Annotated in this window: 14 protein-coding genes; 10 read left to right on the top strand and 4 right to left on the bottom strand. The window is 55.5% G+C overall.

What is annotated here, in order from left to right; translation table 11 throughout:
• Nucleotides 1–49: 49 nt before the first annotated feature.
• The 4 genes from pssA to rimI all read left to right on the top strand — a co-directional run bounded on the left by pssA (nt 50) and on the right by rimI (nt 3874).
• Nucleotides 50–793 (top strand): CDP-diacylglycerol--serine O-phosphatidyltransferase, encoded by a 744-nt coding sequence (gene pssA, locus EK22_RS04750; protein ID WP_020159384.1) that lies wholly within the window; start codon nt 50–52, stop codon nt 791–793.
• Between the two features lie 245 nt (nt 794–1038).
• On the top strand, nt 1039–2583 hold the full coding sequence (locus EK22_RS04745; RefSeq protein ID WP_036248528.1) for a 2-isopropylmalate synthase: 1545 nt from the start codon (nt 1039–1041) through the stop codon (nt 2581–2583).
• A gap of 17 nt (nt 2584–2600) precedes the next feature.
• Nucleotides 2601–3332: a uracil-DNA glycosylase gene (locus EK22_RS04740; RefSeq protein ID WP_036248525.1), complete on the top strand. Its 732-nt coding sequence runs from the start codon at nt 2601–2603 to the stop codon at nt 3330–3332.
• A gap of 2 nt (nt 3333–3334) precedes the next feature.
• On the top strand, nt 3335–3874 hold the full coding sequence (gene rimI / locus EK22_RS04735; protein WP_036248522.1) for a ribosomal protein S18-alanine N-acetyltransferase: 540 nt from the start codon (nt 3335–3337) through the stop codon (nt 3872–3874).
• 164 nt (nt 3875–4038) lie between these two features.
• Here rimI and EK22_RS24125 read toward each other — a convergent pair whose 3' ends face one another.
• Nucleotides 4039–4227 carry a hypothetical protein gene (locus EK22_RS24125; RefSeq protein WP_152565001.1) on the bottom strand — a complete coding sequence of 63 codons (189 nt, stop codon included), beginning with the start codon at nt 4225–4227 and terminating at the stop codon, nt 4039–4041.
• Nucleotides 4228–4738: 511 nt separating this feature from the next.
• On the opposite strand from EK22_RS24125, the gene EK22_RS04730 reads away from it, so the two are divergent.
• On the top strand, nt 4739–6994 hold the full coding sequence (locus EK22_RS04730) for a TonB-dependent receptor plug domain-containing protein (protein ID WP_036248520.1): 2256 nt from the start codon (nt 4739–4741) through the stop codon (nt 6992–6994).
• 214 nt (nt 6995–7208) lie between these two features.
• Here the strand turns inward: EK22_RS04730 and EK22_RS04725 are convergent, their stop codons facing one another.
• A complete protein-coding gene (locus EK22_RS04725; protein ID WP_036248517.1) occupies nt 7209–8003 on the bottom strand; it encodes an inositol monophosphatase family protein in 795 nt (264 codons plus the stop codon).
• A gap of 90 nt (nt 8004–8093) precedes the next feature.
• Here EK22_RS04725 and EK22_RS04720 point away from each other — a divergent pair, with 90 nt between their 5' ends.
• From EK22_RS04720 to EK22_RS04700, 5 genes are all read left to right on the top strand, one after another.
• Entirely contained in the window at nt 8094–8822 is a 729-nt protein-coding gene (locus tag EK22_RS04720) for an RNA methyltransferase (RefSeq protein WP_020159378.1), read from the top strand.
• A 1-nt stretch (nt 8823) separates the two neighbouring features.
• The gene (cysE, locus tag EK22_RS04715) at nt 8824–9597 is read left to right on the top strand and encodes a serine O-acetyltransferase (RefSeq protein WP_036248514.1); all 774 of its coding nucleotides are present in this window, start codon (nt 8824–8826) and stop codon (nt 9595–9597) included.
• A gap of 267 nt (nt 9598–9864) precedes the next feature.
• On the top strand, nt 9865–10347 hold the full coding sequence (gene iscR, locus EK22_RS04710) for a Fe-S cluster assembly transcriptional regulator IscR (protein WP_020159376.1): 483 nt from the start codon (nt 9865–9867) through the stop codon (nt 10345–10347).
• Between the two features lie 5 nt (nt 10348–10352).
• A complete protein-coding gene (locus EK22_RS04705; protein WP_036248511.1) occupies nt 10353–11453 on the top strand; it encodes a cysteine desulfurase family protein in 1101 nt (366 codons plus the stop codon).
• 24 nt (nt 11454–11477) lie between these two features.
• On the top strand, nt 11478–11801 hold the full coding sequence (locus EK22_RS04700) for a HesB/IscA family protein (protein WP_036248509.1): 324 nt from the start codon (nt 11478–11480) through the stop codon (nt 11799–11801).
• A 58-nt stretch (nt 11802–11859) separates the two neighbouring features.
• On the opposite strand, the gene EK22_RS04695 is transcribed toward EK22_RS04700, so the two are convergent.
• Nucleotides 11860–12555: an alpha/beta hydrolase gene (locus tag EK22_RS04695; protein ID WP_036248506.1), complete on the bottom strand. Its 696-nt coding sequence runs from the start codon at nt 12553–12555 to the stop codon at nt 11860–11862.
• On the bottom strand, nt 12536–15613 hold the full coding sequence (locus EK22_RS04690) for an efflux RND transporter permease subunit (protein ID WP_036248503.1): 3078 nt from the start codon (nt 15611–15613) through the stop codon (nt 12536–12538). Before EK22_RS04690 ends, EK22_RS04695 begins: the two co-directional genes overlap by 20 nt.
• Nucleotides 15614–15694 lie beyond the last annotated feature (81 nt).

Raw genomic sequence — 15694 nt, 5'->3', positions numbered from 1 at the left:
TCGAGGCACTGTTTTTATTTCCAGACCAAGCAAGGACTGATTGAACTTTATGACCTCTGAAAAGCGCCCTACTCGCCGCCGCCGTGGCATTTATCTGTTACCTAATCTGTTCACCACGGGAGCCATGTTCGCCGGTTTCTACGCCATTACCTCGGCGATGGGCGGGCGTTACGAGACCGCCGCCGTGGCGATTTTTGTTGCGATGGTCCTGGACGGACTCGACGGCCGCGTGGCGCGCCTGACCAATACGCAGAGCGAATTCGGCGTGCAGTACGACAGTCTGTCGGATATGGTTTCGTTCGGCATGGCGCCGGCCCTGGTCATGTATCTGTGGGCTTTTTCCAGCCTCGGCAAGCTGGGCCTGTTCGCGGCCTTTGTCCATATGGCCGGCGGCGCCCTGAGGCTCGCGCGCTTCAATACCCAGGTCGAGTCTGCCGACAAGCGTTATTTTCAGGGACTACCCAGCCCCGCCGCGGCCGCCATCCTGGCCGGATTCATCTGGATTTGCCTGGAATATGGCTATGATATTGAAGTGCTTAAATATCTCGCGATTGTGTTGACCATCAGCACCGGACTGCTGATGGTCAGCAACTTCCGCTATTCCAGTTTCAAGGAAATCGATTTGAAAGGCAAAGTGCCTTTTGTCATGGCTATTGCCGTCATGCTGGGCATTGCGTTTATCATGGCGCAGCCGCAAATCATGTTGTTTGCATTGTTTTTGGCTTATGCGATTTCAGGCCCCGTCATTACGCTGGTTATGCGCAGACGCCGACTGCAGGGGCGCAAATCCTGAAAAAATCTGCTTGAGAGCCCACAGCCAATCGCGTATAGTCAAGATTATGTCCATTCAGTCCGCCACGCCTTTTAAAGCCCTTTTGACTGTCGCCCGATCTTCCGGGCCAGGGCTGCGCGCTTTGCTGTGTCTATCTTTACGATTCCTGCCCTGACGGGCGCATTCTTCTCTCTTATTTTGTTTAAACCCCTTTACTTAATCACTATCGACGGACGAGTTGATAGCTCTCCATGTATGGAGCCCCTATGAAAGACAAATTAATCATATTCGATACTACCTTGCGCGATGGCGAGCAGAGCCCCGGCGCATCAATGACGCGCGATGAAAAAGTCAGGATCGGCAAGGCGCTGGAACGTTTGAGAGTGGATGTGATCGAGGCCGGCTTTCCCATTGCCAGTCTCGGCGATTTCGAGGCCGTTCAGGCCGTGGCCAAGGCCGTAAAAGACAGTACCGTATGCGGCCTGGCCAGGGCGCTGGACAAGGACATCGACCGCGCCGGCGAGGCACTCAAAAATGCCAACCGGTCACGCATTCATACATTTATCGCCACCTCGCCTATCCACATGCAGATGAAACTGCAGATGCAGCCCGAGCAGGTGATCGAATACGCCGTCAGAGCCGTGAAACGCGCGCGGCAGTACACCGATGACGTCGAGTTTTCGGCCGAAGATGCGGGCCGTTCGGAAGAGGACTTTCTATGCCGTATTTTCGAGGCGGTTATCGATGCCGGCGCCACGACGCTGAATATCCCCGACACGGTCGGCTACAGCATTCCGCAACAGTTCGGAGAGACCATCGCCAATCTGATCCGGCGCATACCGAATTCGGACAAGGCCATTTTCTCCGTGCATTGCCATAACGACCTGGGTCTGGCCGTCGCCAATTCCCTGTCGGCAGTCATGAACGGCGCGCGCCAGATCGAGTGCACGATCAACGGCCTGGGCGAGCGTGCGGGCAATGCCTCGCTGGAGGAAGTCGTCATGGCGGTCCGCACCCGCCAGGATGTCTTCGCCTGCCAGACCGGCATCGACACACGCGAGATCGTCACCTGCTCGAAACTGGTCTCGTCGATTACCGGCTTCCCCGTGCAGCCTAACAAGGCCATCGTCGGCGCCAATGCCTTTGCGCACGAGTCCGGCATTCACCAGGACGGGGTGCTGAAAAGCCGCGAGACTTACGAGATCATGCGTGCCGAGGACGTCGGCTGGACAGCCAACCGCATGGTCATGGGCAAGCACTCCGGCCGCAATGCCTTCAAGAGCCGCATGACCGAGCTGGGCTTTGAATTTGCCTCCGAGGAAGAATTGAATGAAGCCTTTTTCCGCTTCAAGCAATTGGCCGATAAAAAGCACGATATCTTCGATGAAGACCTGCAGGCGCTGATATCGGAAGTCGGTTTCGAGTCCGAGGATGAACTCGTCAAATTGATTGCCCTGAAGGTCTGCTCCGAAACCGGCGAAATTCCCAATGCCACGGTCACCTTGCGCATCGACAATCAGGAAGTCACGGGTACCGCCACCGGCGGCGGCGCTGTCGACGCCAGCCTTAAAGCCATCGAGAAACTGGTGCGGTCCGACGCCTCGCTGGAACTTTACTCGGTCAACAATATTACCAACGGTACCGATGCTCAGGGCGAGGTGACGGTGCGTCTCGAAAAAGCGGGCCGCATCGTCAATGGCCTGGGCGCCGATACCGACATCGTGATCGCCTCGGCTAAAGCCTATGTCAATGCCATCAACAAGCTGCAAGCGCCGGATCAGCGCCGGCATCCGCAAAAAGGCGATGTCTAGCCTTTTAACAAACCGCCATGGATAACGCGCTGCGCTTGCAATACCTGGAGGCGATGGGAATCGAGGTATGGGTTCCCAGAGCCGCGCCCGCGCACGACGAAAGTCCGCAACCGCCCGCTGCCGAGGCACTGCCGGCCGTCACTGAAGCGCCGGCGCCGGCCGAACGGCAACCGGTTGACAGAACGCAAGCCGAGCCCGACGACTGGGATTCATTACAAGCCGAAGTGGCAACGTGCCGAAAATGCGCTTTATGCGAAACGCGCACGCAAACGGTTTTCGGCACCGGCAACAGACGGGCCGACTGGATGGTGATCGGCGAAGCGCCGGGGCAAAGCGAAGATCAGCAAGGCCGGCCTTTTGTCGGCAAGGCTGGGCAACTGCTAACGGAAATGCTGCGAGCCCTGGGCCTGGACAGGGAGAAAGACGTATTCATCGCCAACATCTTAAAATGCCGCCCGCCCGGCAATCGCGACCCGAAAGCCGACGAGATTGAAGCCTGCCATGCGTATCTGCAGCGGCAGCGGGCACTGGTTCAGCCCAAGATCATTCTGGCTGTAGGGCGCATTGCCGCGCAGGCCTTGTTAAAAACCAAGGCCCCGTTAGCCAAGCTCAGAGGCACTGTGCATACTTTAGATGAAACGCCGGTGGTTGTGGTTTATCATCCTGCCTATTTATTACGATCGTTGCCAGAAAAGCGCAAAGCCTGGCTGGATCTACAATTAGCGATGAAAACGTATACAGAAGGTTGATTATGCAGGCGTTGTTAGACAAGATAAAAAATTGGCTGGTTTATGATGCGGACAGAGAGTTTTATGCCAAAATATTTCCCGATTCAGTCGACAGAAAAGATTTGATGCGCATTAGAAGAATGGCGTTATCCGATTTACCCGGGGTGATAACGGTCGAAAGAAAAAGTTATCAGTTTCCCTGGGGCGAAGATATTTTCAGGGATTGCTTCAGAGCCCGTTATGAATGCTGGGTTTGCGAAGAACAGGACAAAGTGCTCGGTTATTGCATTGCCTCGATCGCGGTTGGCGAGGCGCATGTATTGAATATTTGCGTGGACCCTGCCGAGCAAGGCCAAGGCATTGGCCGGAAACTGCTGGAGAATCTGATTGAAACGGCAAGAGGCCGGGCCGAAACGGTTTTTCTGGAAGTGCGGCCGTCCAATACCGTCGCCATCGCGCTTTACGAAAATTTGGGCTTCAACGAAATAGGCATCAGAAAGGATTACTATCCGGCTGAAAACGGCCGCGAGGATGCGCTGATGCTGGCATTGGAACTTTTTTAACAGCATCACCCGCGCCTCATTCATCGGTTTCAAATAGCGGACCAGGTGGCACAGTCCGCTATTTCCATCATCTTCCGGTTTTATTAACCACCCTGCTTCGCCAGCTTGAATCCTACATTCCGCGGCAAAATTTGATCCAATCAGAATTATTTCAGTATCGATTGTTAATCGGCCTGCTCATTTTCCTTGATTCCCAGGCGTTTTAATCTGGCAATGCCTACGGATTGATGCCCTGATACCGTAAATGAACAGACACATAGGGGCAAACCTGTGTGTTCGCCCTTGCTCAACGGTTCACCTTTGGCCAGCGGTTCCCCCGATAATTTATTATGCACCCGAAGCAGGGCGGACACATAGGTCCGCCCCTACAATGCATTCGCACGATACAGGCGCCCCCTTTGATTTGTATGAGCCGCATCGCAAATTATTAGGTGATTTCCATGTTACCTATTATTCCGGCAGTGGCTGAATTGGCTGCGGAATGTCGGTTGAATCGAAACACACCTGCCGTTGGCAAATCTTTATCGTCAAATCTGCTTTTCTCAGAATCAAGCCCGGGGACATCAAGTCTGTTAAAGCTCCCCATTGTTCAATAGCAACCTCCATTGAATACTCAATAACTCCTCTTTGTGTTTCATCGGTTGATTACCTGACGGATTCAGCTGTCCTGAATAGAAAAATAATTAAACTATGTTATTTAACTCACTCAATTGCGTGATTTTACACATAAATATTAAGGTAATAATTGCCGCTTTTTTTAAAAACAGCGCCATCACGCGGACCATCGCAGTCAGCGCTTAACTATTAACATGGCATGTAAAATGCTTAACATTAGCAGATCATTAACTAATAAATTAAACAATAATGAAAAAATACGTATTCTTATTAGGAGCGAGTTATTTAGGAAGCGGGATTGCTGCCGAACCAGCACCGACAGACCAGGCCGACATCATTGCCGGCCAGAATAAAGAACATGTGCAAATCGCGGAAGATGCCATGCTTCTGGATACGATGATCATCAAGGGGCAGTCATCCAATATCGATGTGCCTTTCGGCTCTTATCTCGACCATTCCAAGATAGCGCTATCCAGGACGGCTATCAGCGACACGGCCAAAATGTTCAGCGACGTACCCGGCGTAAGCCTTTCCGGCGGCGGCGGTATTTCAAGCAGGCCCATTATTCATGGCATGGCGGATGACCGCCTGCGCGTACAAGTAGACGGCATGAATTTGATTTCGGCCTGCGCCAACCACATGAATCCGGCTCTTTCCTATGTCGCCCCTTCCAGCGTCCTCAGCGCCCAGATCCTGGCCGGCATTACACCGGTGAGCCTGGGCGGCGACAGTATCGGCGGGACTATTCGCGTCAATTCGGCCGACCCCGAATTTGCCGAGGACGGCGAGGCGCCTTTGATCAGGGGCCAGTTGTCAGGCTTTTACCGCAGCAACGGCGATGCGTACGGCGGCAATATTTCCGCCTCGATCGCGAATGAGAATGCCTCACTGACTTACACGGGCTCTTCGGTACAGTCGCGCAATTACAAAGCCGGCGGCAATTTCACGACCGCCAACCGAATCAACGGCAATGACGTCGTCGCCTCTTCGCTCTATCGTTCCGAAAACCAGTCGCTGTCATTGGCTTTGCGCAACGACAATCACCAGGCCATTATTAAGGTAGGCCAACAAAATATCCCTTATCAGGGCTTCCCCAATGTGCGCATGGACATGGTCGGCGACGACAGCTGGTTTGCCAATGTTTCCACCAAGAGCCAGTTCGACTGGGGTAATCTGGAAACACGCGCCTATCACGAGGATGCCCGGCACAAGATGAACTTCCTGAAGGACAAAGGCGGCGAAACGGGGCGGACCATGCCCATGGATACGCACGGCATCAACCAGGGCTTGTTGGTCAAGGCCAATATCGACCTGACCGACCAGCATATGCTGACCGTCGGCAGCGAATACCAACGCTACCGCCTGAATGACTGGTGGGATCCGATCGGCACCAACCCGATGCGAATGATGCAGGGGCCGGGACCGTTCTGGAACATCTTTGAAGGCAAGCGCGACCGGTTTGATGTATTCACCGAATGGGAAGGCCGCTGGAACCAGCAATGGCTGACCCAGGTCGGCATCCGCGTGGGCGGTGTGGAAATGGATGCCGGCAATGTCATGGACTACGGCAAAGTGACCGAAGAGGCCGGAGCGTTCAACAGCACCAAGCGTAAACGTACCGATGTCAATATCGACTGGACGGCATTGGCGCGCTATACCTTCAACGATATGCAGACTTACGAGCTGGGCATTGCCAGAAAAACCCGCTCGCCTAGCCTTTACGAACGCTATGCCTGGTCGCGCGGCACCAAGATGAACATGATGGGCATGACCATGGTCATGCCCATGAGCATGTTCATGAACAACTGGGTCGGCGACGGCAACGGCTATGTAGGCAATGTCAATCTGCAGCCCGAAGTCGCCCATACCGTCAGCGCGACCGCCGACTGGCACGACGCCAACATGGAAGACTGGCAAGTCAAGGTCACGCCTTTTTATACCACCGTCGACAATTATATCGATGCCGAGCTGTGCCAGCCGGCCAACGGTGTAACCTGCGCCAGCCCCGCGAGCGGCGGCTTCAACCTGCTGCAACTGAACAACTTTGATGCGCATCTGTTCGGCGTCGATGTGTCCGGCAGGAAACTGTTGCTGCAATCCAGCCAATACGGCAGCCTGACCGGTAAAGCGATCATGAGCTATGTCAGAGGACAAAACAACGACACAGGCGGCAATCTGTATCAGCAAATGCCGTTTAATGCCCTGGTATCACTGGAGCATCAATTGGGCGGCTGGACCAGCACGATTGAAACCCAGATCGTCGATGCCAAAAACCATGTACAGGACGTGCGCCTGGAGCCGCAAACAGCTGGATATGCACTGCTGAATCTGCGTAGCAGTTACAGCTGGAAGCATATGCGCATCGACGCTGGCATAGAAAACCTGCTGGATAAAAATTACGCCCTGCCGTTAGGAGGTACTTACATTGGCGAAACCAGCGTGGCCGGAACCGCGGTGCCCGGCATGGGCCGCTCGTTCAATGTCGGCCTGACGTTGACCTATTAGCCCCTTCTCCGGTTGCGCCCGGCAAGCGCCGGCCAACCGGAAACCCTGTCCTGCATTCTGCAACAGGATCAATAACCGGCTTCGGCAACCCTGACGCCAAAGCCGCGCCTCATCCGTATCATTATTAATAAGCATAAAAAAACCGCGCGGGATACAGACAACTGCATCCCGCGCGGTTTCTTCATCAATCCGCCTGTACTTTTCCGGTTATTGCTTATTTCAAGGCGGCCGTGACATGCGGCTCGATCGCCTGATACATGGTTTGATGCATGCGTGGGTTGGCGGCGATCACATTGCCCGATCCCATGTATTTGTCATTGAAGGAAAAATCGGTGACAACGCCACCGGCTTCCTTGATCAGCAGGATGCCTGCCGCCATATCCCATTCATGCAGGCCGATTTCCCAGAAACCGTCCAACCGGCCGGCGGCCACATAAGCCAGGTCCAGCGCCGCGGCGCCGGCCCGCCGGATACCGGCCGAATCCGCCGACAAAGCGCGGAACATGCCCAGATAAGCATCGAGGTGCTGTGGGTTTTTAAAAGGAAAGCCCGTGCCGATCAGCGCGCCCATCAAGCCGGTCTGAGCCGTGACTCGAATACGGCGGCTATTCAGCATGGCGCCGCCGCCGCGCTTGGCGGTAAACAACTCATCGCGCAACGGGTCATAAACGACGCCCACTTCGATTTTACCTTTGTGCATCAAGGCAATGGAAACGGCATATTGCGGAAAGCCATGCAGGAAATTCGTTGTGCCGTCCAGCGGGTCGATCACCCAGATAAAATCATTGCCTTTGTGCTCGCCGCTTTCTTCAGCCAGAATACCATGCTCGGGATAAGCGGCTTTGATGATGTTTATGATCTCTCGCTCGGCCATTTGGTCGATTTCGCTGGCAAAATCATTTTTGCTTTTCTGGTTGATGCGTAAACGACCGACATTGTCGGCGGAACGTACGATAAGGTCGCCGGCGCTTCTTGCGGCGCGGACGGCAATATTAAGCATTGGTTGCATAGGCTGAATTTGTAATGAGCAAGTAGAAAACATCCATAGCATACCAAATCTTTTGCTAAAATTGACTCTTTTTTCCACGAAGAGACAACATTGCTGTCCAATATCAAAATCGTTCTGGTCGAAACTTCGCATCCGGGCAATATAGGCGCCGTCGCTCGGGCCATGAAGAACATGAGGATGGATAATCTGTGGCTGGTCGCGCCCAAGATTTTTCCGAGCGCCGAGGCAACCTCGCGGGCATCCGGCGCCGATGATGTGCTCGCGCGCGCAACCGTCTGCCAAAGCCTGGAGGAAGCGGTTGCCGATTGTCAGCTGGTGATCGGCGCCAGCGCCCGCTGCCGGACCATCAGCTGGCCGGAAATGACGCCCCGCGAATGCGCCGAAAAACTGGCTGTTGAAGCCCGGACGGCAAAAGCCGCCATTATCTTCGGCCGGGAAAATTCCGGGCTGAAAAACCACGAGCTGGATCTGTGCCGTTATCTGCTGCGCATTCCCTGCAACAGCGAATACAGCTCATTGAATCTTGCCGCGGCCGTGCAGGTGATCTGTTATGAACTGTTCGTCGCCTCCGGCCAGCCGCACGAAATCACGATCGGCGACAAGGGCGAGGATCCGCAGGCCACGACGACGCAAATGGAGATGTTTTACGACCATCTCTATGAGGCCCTGACCGATATCGGCTTCATGCATCCCGACAAATCAAAATCGATCATGCGCCGCCTGCGCAGGCTTTTTAATCGCGCGCAACTCGATACCAAAGAAGTGGACATCCTCAGAGGTATCCTGAGAATGTCTCAGGGCCATAAAAGGAATCAATGACATGTTCAACCGATTGAAAGAAGACATCCTGTGCGTTTTCGAGCGTGACCCGGCGGCGCAATCCGTTTTCGAGGTCATTACCGCCTACCCCGGCATTCACGCCATCCTGATTCACCGCATCAGCCATTATTGCTGGAACGCCGGTTTCAAATGGCTGGCGCGCTTTATCGCCCATATCGGCCGCTGGCTGACAGGCATCGAAATCCATCCCGGCGCCCAGATAGGCCGGCGCTTCTTTATCGATCACGGCATGGGCGTCGTGATCGGCGAGACCGCCGTGATCGGCGACGACTGCACGTTGTATCACGGCGTCACGCTGGGCGGCACGACCTGGCAGAAAGGCAAGCGCCATCCGACGTTGCACAACGGCGTGGTCATCGGTGCCGGCGCCAAGGTTTTAGGACCTATCGAGATCGGGCAAGGCGCCCGCGTCGGCTCGAATTCGGTCGTCTTGAAACCCGTCCCGGCCGGCGCGACGATAGTCGGCATTCCGGGCCATATCGTCGACACCAAAGTCAAAAAAGCAACGATGGGGCGCGATGCGATCGCCAGCAAGATGGGCTTTGACGCCTATGGCGCAACAGCCGATATGCCGGACCCCATCGCCAACGCCATCAACCGCATGCTCGATCATATTCATGTGCTGGATGAACAGATAGAAACCATGAAAAAAGCACTGAATGACGCCGGCATTGCCTACTCGGAGACACCGATGCCTGATCTGGAAGGTTGTGAAATCGAGGACGGCTACGAAGACCGGAAAGAGGAAATCTAGACACCGGTTTGCGCCCCGGACATTTCGTCCCTACGGGCGCGCGGCCCCATCCCTTCGTCCCGGCAATTCCGCTCATGCAAACGGCAAGACTTTGTCGCGGGGCCGGAAGCGCCTGATTAAGAAACCCTTAACTAACTGATTACAATAGTTTAATACTTTAATAGGGATGACCGTCGGCAGATAAAAATAATGACCCTATAAAAGTTGACTATTTTGCTAGGTTAAGTATAGTAATGAGAACCTATTGTATTTATAAAGGATAGTCTTGTGCGCTTAACCACTAAAGGCCGCTATGCCGTGACAGCTATGCTGGACCTGGCTTTTCACAGCCAGAAGAAGCCAGTTACCCTAACCGATATTGCAACTCGTCAAACAATTTCCCTGTCTTATCTGGAACAGTTATTTGCGCGTTTACGCCGTGCCGGCATGGTCAAAGGCGTTCGCGGGCCGGGCGGCGGCTACAAGCTCAGCCGCAAGGCCAATGACATCAATATCGCCGATATTATTGCCGCCGTCGATGAACCGCTTGATTCCACCAAGTGCGGCGGCGAAGCCAACTGCCAGAATAACCAGGCCTGCCTGACCCATGACTTATGGATGGGATTGAGCGAACAGATTCGCCATTATCTGACCGGCATCAGTCTGGGTGAATTGCTGGAAAGGCATCAGGTTCAGGAAGTTGCCAAAAGGCAGGAGCAAGATGCTGAGCGAGTGATTGAAATCCATCGCCAAAATGGAGCTAGAGCTTAGTTTAAATGATCTACCTTGATCATAACGCGACAACCCCGATCGACGAACGGGTGTTGGACGCGATGCTGCCCTTTCTCACCACTTTCTACGGCAATCCATCCAGCCTGTACCGTCCGGGCCGGGTCGTTCGAAGCGCCCTGGAGACGGCCCGCGGACAGGTCGCCTCGCTGGTTGGCGTACAGCCTGCGCAGGTCATTTTCACCAGTGGCGGCACCGAAGCGAATAATCTGGCTCTGGCCGCGGGCAACCCCGATGCCGGACTTGCCATTTCAGCCATTGAGCACCCTTCCATTGCCGAACCGGCCCAGCGCATGAACAGCCAGGGTCGTGAGCTTGCCATCGTTGCCGTCGATGCCGACGGCCTGATTACCCAAGAGGCCATCGACGCCATTATCAGGCGCAAGCCCGGCCTGGCGTCTTTCATGCTGGCAAACAATGAAACCGGCGTCATCCAGGATGTGGCCGCCTATGCGCGGCAATTAAGGGCGCATCGGATTTTCGTGCATACGGACGCCGTGCAGGCGCTGGGAAAAATCCCGGTAGACTTCAATCAGCTCGGCGTGCACTTGATGTCCCTATCCAGCCATAAAATCTACGGGCCGAAAGGCTGCGGCGCCCTGGTGTTCGAAAAAGGCGTCGAAATCAATCCGCTATTACTGGGCGGCGGCCAGGAACAGGATCTGAGAGCCGGCACCGAAAACGTCGCGGCCATCATCGGATTCGGCAAAGCGGCGGAACTGGCCGGAGTGGAACTGGCCGAACGCAGCCGGCGCCTGCTCGCTTTAAGGGAACAGCTCGAAGATGGCTTGACAACCATCCCCGGCTTGACGATTTTTGCCCGGCAGGCTCAGCGATTGCCCAATACCGTCCAGTTCGGCATAGACGGGCTCGACGGCGAGATGCTGCTCATGAAGCTGGATCAGAAAAACGTCGCCGTTTCCAGCGGCTCGGCCTGCGCCAGCGGCGCCAGAGAGCCCAGCGCCGTGCTGACGGCCATGGGCGTCGAACCCGAGCTGGCCAGAAGCGCCATTCGCGTCAGCCTGGGACAAGCCAATACGGCCGCCGACATCAGCAAATTCATTGAATTATTGAAATCCTTGTTGTAAAGGATCAAGTACCAAGAGGTTATTATGTCTGTTTCATTAACGGAAAGCGCAGCGAATCAAATCAAGAAACAACTGGAAAAGCGCGGCAAAGGCATCGGCTTAAAACTCGGCATCAAAAAATCCGGCTGCTCCGGTTATGCTTATGCGCTCGATTATGCTGATGAACTGGCCGAGAACGAAGTCGTGTTTGAACACTTCGGCGTCAAAATCATCGTTCAGGAAGCCGATCTGCCGGTGGTTGACGGCATCGAAGTCGATTACCGCCGCGAAGGCATCAATGCGGCGTTCCAGTTCAACAATCCCAATGTCAAAGCCACCTGCGGCTGCGGCGAGAGTTTTTCCGTTTAACAGCCAGGCTCATGGAGCGGCTAGCAGACAGCCGCTCTCACCTGCCCTTTCAACAACGTCAACGTCTCAAGCCATTGGCAAAACAGCCCTGCTGAATAAAATACAGCGCCTGTTCTACGGCAGGCTCCCGCTGCATAATAAAGGGATGTGAGTAAGGCACAACGATAAAATCCTGCATGCCCGCCACCCGCGCCCGGTTTACCGACACCTTGCCGTCGTTAACACCAGGAATGAGCAAAGAGAGCAAAGGATTGACGCTTCTATCACCGGCGATCACCCCTACCGGAAAATTCACAGGCCCCAAGGCATTGGGCAGACTATCTTTATCCGTACCCAACTGTAACCCGGCCGGACCGTTTAACAGATAAAACAATGGCCAGCCTGCCAGTCTGTCGACAATTTCACTGCCCTGGCTGGGCGGAGCCAGCATAACCACATGCCCCAGTTTAGCGATGGGTTTTGCCGACAAGTAATAGCGAATCAGAATCCCGCCCATGGAATGGGTCAGGAAATGAATTTTTTCAATCTGCTCTGAGTCGCACTCTGCCAGCGCCTGTGCGATATACTCTAACGCTAACGACTCAATCGCCCTTTTACGCGAAGGATAATTCACATTGATGATTTTATAGCCGTATGCCGCCAGCAGCTTACCGGCTTTATTCATGCTGAAGCGGCTTCTGGCCAGGCCGTGCAGCAGAATAATGGCTTCCGAATCCTGCTCTATATTTTTCAGTTTATGTTTTAAATTTTCCATAACGTAACAATACACCCGGCAATAACAATAAATTCAACAGCGTAGAAGACGCCAGCCCGCCAATGATAATCGCCGCCATCGGCCCCATGATCTCGCGCCCCGGATTGTCGCTGTCGAAAGCGATCGGAAACATGGCCAGTCCGGTCACCATCGCCGTCATCAAAATGGCCGGCAACCGTTCCTGGGCGCCCTGTATGGCTGTTTCCAAATTCCAGCCTTTGCCCTCGACTTCGATCAGATAGCGGTAGTGCGACAGCAGCATGATGCTGTTGCGCACGGTAATGCCGAACAAGGTGATGAAACCGACGACCGAGCCCACCGACAGCGCCGCCCCGGTCAACACGACCGCGGCAACGCCGCCGACCAGGGCAAACGGCAGATTGACCAGCGTCAGCAGGACGTGGCGAGCGCTGCCTATGGCAACATAGATAAAGATCAGCACGCCGGCACCGGCCAGCAAGGCATGCAGAATCAGCTCGTAACGGGCCTGGGCCTGCTCGGCCGCCGCGCCCGTGAATTCGGGATAAACATCGGCCGGGAACGGAATCTCTTCCTGCACGCGCGCCTTGAGCTCGCGCATGAAATCATCGAGATCCCGATCGATGACATTACAGGTCACGGTCTGCCGTCGTTGCGCGCCCTGATGCAGGATGTTGTAGCGGCTGGCCGCGTGCCTGATCTCCGCGACCTGAGACAGCATGATCAGGCTGCCGTCCTGAGTCCTGATCGGCAACCGGGCAATCGATTCGGGCTGTTTTCTCAGCTCCGGCGCCAGGGCCACGGCGATATTGAAGATTTTATTGCCCTGAGCCTGCTTGCCGACGACATGCGTCTCGTAGGCGGCCTGCAGAGTATTGATAACCTGCGACGGCGCGATACCCCAGAAACCCAGCTGATCCAGATCCAGATCGATCCGCACCAGCGGCGTGCCGGGCGGCGAGCGCAGCTGCACGTCGGCGGCGCCGGGAATGCCGCGCATGATTTCGGCGAGCGCCCGGGCCTTGTCGTCTAGCACCGCCAGATCATTGCCGTAAATATTGACGACGACCGGCGAGGTATAACCGGAAATGGTCTCGTCGACCCGCTCCGTCAGAAAAGTATTGGCTTCGAATAAAATGCCCGGAAAATCACTCAGGATTTCCCTGAGTCTGTCCAATATCCGCTGCTGCTCCGATCCCGACATGGGCTTGAGGCGGACCTCGTACTCGCTGTAATGGCTGCCGTAGGTATCGGCGCCTCGCTCTGCCCGCCCGGCCCATTGCGATACCGATTCGACGCCTTCGATTTTCAGAAACTGTTCGGTCAGCCGACGGCCGATTCTTAACGATTCCTGCAAGGACGTGCCGGGCATGCTGGCCGTATGAACTATGTAATGGCCCTCGCGCAACTCGGGCAGGAACTTGCTGTCGAGGCTGAAAAAAGCCAGCAAACCGGCCAGACACACGATCACGCTGCCGGTCATGACCACTTTAAATCGCCTGATCGCGAAACCCAGCAAACGCTCATAGAGCGGCTTGAGACGCTTGATCAGCGGCGGCTCGTCGTGCGCGGCATGGCTGCCCAGCAGTACGTAGCACAGGGCCGGCGTCAAGGTCAGCGCCACCAGCAGCGACATCAGGATAGCCAGGATGTAGGAGTAGCCCAACGGCGCAAACAAGCGCCCTGCCACGCCGTTCAGGGTCAATAGCGGCACAAACACAAGCGCGACGATAAAGCTCGCGTAAACGACCGAGCCGCGCACCTCCAGCGAAGCCCTGTAAACGACATCGGCGACGGGCAGCGGTCGATCCGACAAGCGGTTTTCGCGCAGGCGCCGGAAAATGTTCTCGGTATCGATAATGGCGTCATCGACGACCTCGCCCAGCGCGATTGCCAAGCCGCCGAGCACCATGATATTGAGATTGACTCCGGCTTCCAGCAGGACAATGACGGCGCTGATCAGCGACAAGGGAATGGCCAGCGCGGAAATAAAGGCCGTGCGGAAATCGAACAGAAACAGATACAGAATAATGATCACGAACAGGCCGCCGATCAGCAGATGGATCGACAAATTGGCCACCGATGCTTCAATATAATCGGCCGGCCGGAACAGATGCGAATGGAACACAATCGCCTGCTTGCTGAAGATAGGCTCGAATTCATCCAGCACCTGCTCCACCCGCCTGGAGACGGACAAGGTATTGGCGTCGTATTGGCCGATGACCATCATGACAATACCGGTTTTGCCCATGATTTGCGCGCCGCCGATAGCCGGCTCGGGCGCATAGGCAATCGTTGCCACTTCGCCCAGGGTTATGTTGCGGCCCTGATCGCGCCTGACGAGGATTTTGGCGAATTGTTCGGGCGTCGCGGGTTGCCCGGTCACCTGCAGCGTGAAACGCTGGTTGTCGTTTTCGATAAAACCGCCGCCCTGAATAGTGCCTGCTTGCGAGGCGGCCTGAATGATGTCGTCCAGCGCCAGGTTAAAGCGATGCAGCTGCACGGGATCGACCTGAATCTGCAACTGCGCGACTTCGCCGCCGAACACATTGACATCGGCAACGCCGGGCACGGACATCAGGCGCGGCACCAGCGTCCAGTCGACCAGGCTGCGCAAGGCCATCAAATCCTTGCTGTCGGAGCTCAAGCCGATCGTCAAAACCGTCGCGGACGACGAGGAAAGCGGTATCGCCACGGGCGTGCCCATACCCTGCGGCAGCCGTCCCGGCAGGCTCGCCAGCCGCTCGCTGACCAACTGCCGGCTGCGATAGATATCGCTGTCCTCGCTGAAGGTCGCGGTCACGATCGACAGGCCCAGAATCGATTCGGAACGCACCGATTCCATGCCGATCAGGCCGCTGATCGCCATTTCAATCGGCTGCGTCACCAGCACTTCGACCTGCTCGGAAGACAGCCCCGGCGACTCGGTTTGAATCACGACCTGTTTGGGCGAAAAAGCCGGAAAAATATCGAGCCCGGCCGTGGAAAAGCGATAAACGCCATAGACCAGGATCAGTACCGCCAGGGCGATGACAATGCCGTGGCAACGGATGGAAAAACGGATGAGAGCAGCCAGCATGGTTTTGTTAATATTCCCGATTAATCACGATTTTCAGTCGCATGGACTGTAAGGCTTCCTGGATGGCTGTGCTTCAGCCGG

The organism is Methylobacter sp. BBA5.1 (assembly GCF_000746145.1).
Classification (GTDB): Bacteria; Pseudomonadota; Gammaproteobacteria; order Methylococcales; family Methylomonadaceae; genus Methylobacter; species Methylobacter marinus.
This window is presented reverse-complemented; position numbering and strand designations above follow the sequence as displayed.